This is a genomic window from Homoserinimonas sp., assembly GCF_056262345.1.
In genome coordinates this window covers 1-4,842 of the sequence record NZ_JBACFR010000240.1, presented here as the reverse complement: position 1 = coordinate 4,842, position 4,842 = coordinate 1, and the positions used below count along the sequence as shown (strand labels likewise).

At 64.5% G+C, this 4,842-nt stretch carries 6 protein-coding genes, 1 tRNA gene and 1 pseudogene; 4 read left to right on the top strand and 4 right to left on the bottom strand.

Translation table 11 applies throughout. From position 1 onward, the window contains the following. Positions 1-455 (bottom strand): serine hydrolase (locus AC062T_RS11550; RefSeq protein WP_476030173.1); only part of this gene is annotated, 455 nt, incomplete at its 3' end. Between the two features lie 124 nt (positions 456-579). Here AC062T_RS11550 and AC062T_RS11545 point away from each other — a divergent pair. After that, positions 580-828, top strand: coding sequence for a DUF2795 domain-containing protein (locus AC062T_RS11545; RefSeq protein WP_476030171.1), 249 nt, complete (start codon positions 580-582; stop codon positions 826-828). 117 nt (positions 829-945) lie between these two features. Further along, a complete protein-coding gene (locus tag AC062T_RS11540) occupies positions 946-1,743 on the top strand; it encodes a hypothetical protein (RefSeq protein ID WP_476030169.1) in 798 nt (265 codons plus the stop codon). Here AC062T_RS11540 and AC062T_RS11535 read toward each other — a convergent pair. Continuing rightward, the gene (locus AC062T_RS11535; RefSeq protein WP_476030167.1) at positions 1,740-2,372 is read right to left on the bottom strand and encodes an MBL fold metallo-hydrolase; all 633 of its coding nucleotides are present in this window, start codon (positions 2,370-2,372) and stop codon (positions 1,740-1,742) included. The two genes, AC062T_RS11540 and AC062T_RS11535, sit on opposite strands and share 4 nt — an antisense overlap. 76 nt (positions 2,373-2,448) lie before the next feature. Between AC062T_RS11535 and AC062T_RS11530 the strand changes: the two genes are divergently transcribed. After that, positions 2,449-3,366 carry a diacylglycerol kinase family protein gene (locus AC062T_RS11530; RefSeq protein WP_476030165.1) on the top strand — a complete coding sequence of 306 codons (918 nt, stop codon included), beginning with the start codon at positions 2,449-2,451 and terminating at the stop codon, positions 3,364-3,366. 90 nt (positions 3,367-3,456) lie between these two features. Beyond that, a tRNA-Glu gene (locus AC062T_RS11525) sits at positions 3,457-3,529 on the top strand. A 93-nt stretch (positions 3,530-3,622) separates the two neighbouring features. Here AC062T_RS11525 and AC062T_RS11520 read toward each other — a convergent pair. Continuing rightward, positions 3,623-4,189: a hypothetical protein gene (locus AC062T_RS11520; protein ID WP_476030163.1), complete on the bottom strand. Its 567-nt coding sequence runs from the start codon at positions 4,187-4,189 to the stop codon at positions 3,623-3,625. 125 nt (positions 4,190-4,314) lie between these two features. After that, positions 4,315-4,842: pseudogene (locus tag AC062T_RS11515) on the bottom strand (PKD domain-containing protein); the annotation flags it as partial.

Here is a 4,842-nt window from a genome sequence, read left to right as displayed (position 1 = left end):
GCGACGTCGCCGACCTGGCTGGCAAGAACCCGCATCGCGGTATAGGTGCTCGCGTTGGAGTACTGGAAAACCCGCCCACGGGAGGGCCGGCTCACGAACTCAAGAGCAAGATCGGGCCAGTCGGTCATCATCGTCTCCGACCAGGCCAGATCAATGCCGCTGGTCATCGTGAGCAGGTGACGCAGAGTGACCTCGTCCACACCGTCGCCCAGGTCGACGTCGACCAGGTACTGGGCGATTGGCGTATCGAACGAAACCAGGCCCTCGTCGGCGGCCATTCCGGCAGCAATAACGCACACGCCCTTCGCCGTGGACTGCACATGCTCGCGCACATCGGGGGTCCAGCGGTGTTCGCCAACCTCGTCGCCGACGAGCACGTGGAGGCCGTGGGCTCGAAACCCGGATGCGGCGGCTTCTCCCACGATGCTGTCTCGAATTTCTCTGGCGCGGTTCACGCTTCTAGTCTGCCAGCCGGATCTCCGGCGGATATCGCGCAATAGTGGGTGGCGCAGACGAGCAGAAGTGCCTATTCTCGTGCTCACAAGACCTATTCCTGAGTTCTAGCTGAGAGGCGCAACCATGGATACAATCAGCACCCTTCGCGAGGCGCTCACCCGTCTGGAGTACCCGGCAACCCGCGACGACGTTATGCGGCTCATTCGTCGTGACGGCGCAGACAGCCGCATGGCAGCGTGGCTCGAGAGCCTGCCAGAGGGTTCATATGGTGGGGCGTGGGCGATTTGCCAGGCGCTCGCCGAGCAGCCGGCTCCGGGAAGCGCGGCTTCCCGCATGGAGTCAGGAGCCAAGCAGTTGGCCTTTGCGGGCTAACTGCCGTTCGGCCTAGCTGCCCGGGCTAACTGCAGCCTGGGCTGGCTGAGTGGGCCCTATTCACCGGTCGGCCAGGCAGCGGCCACGACCGGGGGCTGTCGAGCCTAAGATTTCACTGTGACCGATCTCAGTTTGCGCATGCCCAATACCCAACTTCGCGCCGTTCTCAATCTCGGACCGAAGCGGGCAGCGTCGGTGACTCTGCCTCCGCACCTGGGCGAGCCCGAGCTCGCGCTCGACTGGGACGACGATGAGCGCATGAGCGGCCTCTTTGTGGACTTTGCTTCGGGGCAGATCCACCTGGAAGCATCCGATGCCGGGGTCGACTTTCACTTTCATGGCCCGCACGGAGAAGACATCGAGGCGAGCCCGTGGTCGCCCGTCGATACGCGGGTGCTCGTGGAGTGGGCAACCCTGCTCATGCTCGACATGCACGCGCTGTGCCCCGAGCTGCTCGACGATATTTCGCAGGCCGCGGCCTGGCATGAGCTGGGCTACGACCTCTACATTTGCGAGGTCGAGGAGCCGGTGCAGCTCGACCTCGTCGAGGTTGAGGTCGAGGGCGAACTGATGACGCTGCCGTGGCTGGGTGCCGGCACCGTGTCGCACGACCACATCGATGGCGACGACCACCCGATCGCGCTGTCATGGACGCCCGTTGTGGATGGTGAGCCGAACCTGGCTATTGCCGAGGCCTGGACGGACCCGCGCACGGGGCTTCCCCGCACCAAGGCGCTGCGCGGCATCGACTGGGAGAAGGTGGGCCTGCCCGCGGGCGAGGTGCTGTCGTGGCTCGAGGGCATCTACCTGAACCACCACGTGATTCCGGATGCTGCTGGCTCGCTGCTTTCTGCCGTGCTGCGCCGCGTAGGCGGACTCGACTCGGAGGATTCGGCTCCGAACCTCCGCCGCTAAGCGTCGATCGTGTCGCCAGGCTCCAGCGCAAGGTAGGTGCCGCCAAATGTGGCGACCTGCTCGGTGAGCCGGCTGTTGACCATGCCGATGCCGATGGGGGAGAGCGGGGCGGTGTGCGTGGGGAACGCCCTTGCAGGGCGCACGGTGAGCACGAAGTCGATGACCTCGCCGATCTTGAGCCACGGACCGCCCGCGGGTGTGGCGAGCAGCTCGACCGTAACCGGGGGAACCGTGTAGGAGTCGCCCGGGTAGTAGAGCGTGTCATCGACGAGCACGCCCACGTTGTTGACCACCGGAATCGACGAGTGGATCACCGCGTGGTCGCGCCCGAAGAAACGAAGCGTGAATCCGCCGGCGGTGATTTCGTCTCCCTCCGCAACGGCGGTGACGGCAAAGTCTTTCGCTGCGGAGACCACTCCGGGAGGGCCATAGATGGGGATGCCGGGGTTGGCATCCAGAATGCGGCCGAGGTGCTCGGGAGTCCAATGGTCGGGGTGCTCATGCGTGACCACGACGGCCACGATGCCGTCGACATCGAACGGGGCCGTGAATGAGCCGGGATCGATAATGAGGCGCTCGCCGTTCTTCTCGACGTCGAGGCAGGCATGTTCGCGTTTTGTGATGCGCATGTCAGAATCCTAGGCCGCAAAGGTTGCTCCGGCCCGGCGTGCACTGCGCATTCCCCGCTACTGCCAAGATCTAGGAATGCCTTCGACGACCCCGCTCACGATCATCGTGGCAATCAATCCCCGTGCTGCGTTCGGGCTGGGACTTGAGGCGGCTCCATCCGTTGTGACTGCGCTCGAAGAAGCGGGCCATGATGTCACGGCGCTGTCGATGCCGTCGTTTGACGAACTGCGGGAGGCCGTGGCCGCGGAGTTGCGCATGGGGGCAGACGCGCTCGTTGTTGTGGGCGGGGACGGCATGGTGAGTATGGGGGTCAACCTCATTGCCGACAGCTCTGTGAAGCTGGGCATCATTCCCTCTGGCACCGGAAACGACGTTGCCCGGGCCCTCGGCCTTCCGCTCGACAACACCGAGGCCGCCATTCGCATGCTCCTTGCCGAGCTCGATCACGAGCCGCGCCGCATCGATGCGGGGCGAGTCACCGCGGCGGACGGCACCGTTCGCTGGTTCGCCGGCGTTCTCTCCGCCGGCTTCGACGCCATTGTCAACGAGCGCGCGTACCACATGGCATGGCCGAGGGGCCCCCGCCGCTATACGCTCGCGATGGTGTGGGAGCTGCTCTGGTTTCGCCCCATCCGCTACCGGGTCACCATCGACGGCGACCCGGTAGTCACGAAGGGCATGCTTGTCTCCGTGTCCAACGGCACCTCCATCGGCGGTGGAATGCTCATAACCCCCGATGCCCAGTTTGACGACGGGCTGCTCGACGTGTTCATCGTGGGGTCGCTGCCCAAGCTGCGGTTCATTCGACTGTTCCCGCTTGTGTTCAAGGGGCGGCATGTCGGCAACCCGGCGGTGACCATCAGGCGCGGCAAGAGCATCCGGCTGGAATCGGATGACGTCGTGGCCTATGCCGACGGGGAGCGCATCGGGATGCTTCCGGTCGAGGTTGAGGTCATGCCCGGCGCGCTGCTCGTGCTGGCGCCGATTCTCTAAGACACGACCACCCCTCAGTTTGGGAGAGGGGCGGGTCGTGTGTCATACTCTTTGAGTTGCCCGGCCAGCTTAGGCCGGAAGCGCGTGACTGGCCCCATCGTATAGCGGCCTAGTACGCCGCCCTCTCACGGCGGTAACACCGGTTCGAATCCGGTTGGGGTCACGCTCAGAAAACCCCCGGTTCCTTGAAAAAGGGCCGGGGGTTTTCCTCGTTAACGGCGGTGTTATTTTTCGTGGTGCTCGGGCCACACTGGCTCTAGCAGCCCATGCCCGGCCCCAGCATTTCGGTCCAGCCTGCGATGCGAAGCCCTGCGAAGTTGTCGGGGTCGTCGACCCTGATCTTCACGTGGGCAACCGCCCGCGGGGCATCTGGTCTGAGTTGCTTCTGCTCGCCGGCGGAATCAACGACGCGGGCCAGAGAGTAATCAATGCAGGTGGAGACCACGAGGAACAACTGTCTGTTCTCGACGTACAGCTGCTCAAACTGGGTGTCACTCAGTCGATATTCGGGGATGACCGTTACTCCGCTCGCGGCGAATGTCTTGGCTACCGATTCTTCGTCGCGCAGGGTGCTCTCTGTGGTGACGGCTTTGAGTGCTTCGAGGTCATCACCCCCTGACTTGTATGTCTCAGCCACGGCGTTCCAGTACTCGAGAATCGTTGCATCCGCCGATACCTCGGTCGCTATGAAGTTGACAACGGGAGAACTCGAGGGAGCAGGCCGGCCTGGCTCTGTGACGGGAATGGGTAAGGGGATGCACGCGGTCAGGCTGAGGGCGCAGATGAGGGCAAGCGCGGTGGCGCTGAGGGTTCGAGGAGTCATGCCGCCCAGCTAATCGGCGGATGTGCGGTGGTGCGTCGGTATCCACGGCGTCGTGTTCAGTCGAGCAGTGGACTAAGGCTGTGAGGGAAGGGTCTCGCCGTCGCCGCGCCGTCCGGGTCTGTGCGTCAACACCCTGGACCGGAGGGGGATTCACCGCAGTTGCGATCGACGAGCACGGTGTTGATAGCCAGGACTTCGAGCGGCATCGGCGGTGATGCGATGGCAAGGGTTCCCGGCACCGACCACCAGATCCCGTCGGCGTAGGCCGCCCGAACGGCGTAATGCGTCACGAGGGTGACCGAGACGATTCCCTTCTGCGAGTACACATGGCTTGTTGCCGTGGGCTCGAACTCGGGCAGGCCGAGTTGGTGCCAACTCGCTCCCGCGCTGGAGGTCATGCGTGACGTGCCGTCGCCGTAGAGCCACTGGTAGGCGACTGGCCTGAACTCGGCGGAAGCCGGCTGGCCCAATAGCTCGCCAGAGCGGATGTGGACTCCGGCTTCTGCGACGAAGTTGGTGTGCAGGTTGCGGACAGTGAAGGCCCCGGGCTCCGATGACGCACCTGCCGGGGCGGGCGCGAACGAGACGAAGTCCTCGATGCTGATGGGGGAGGCCGGATCCCGCGGCGCTGTGAGGTCCCAGCATCTGCCGTC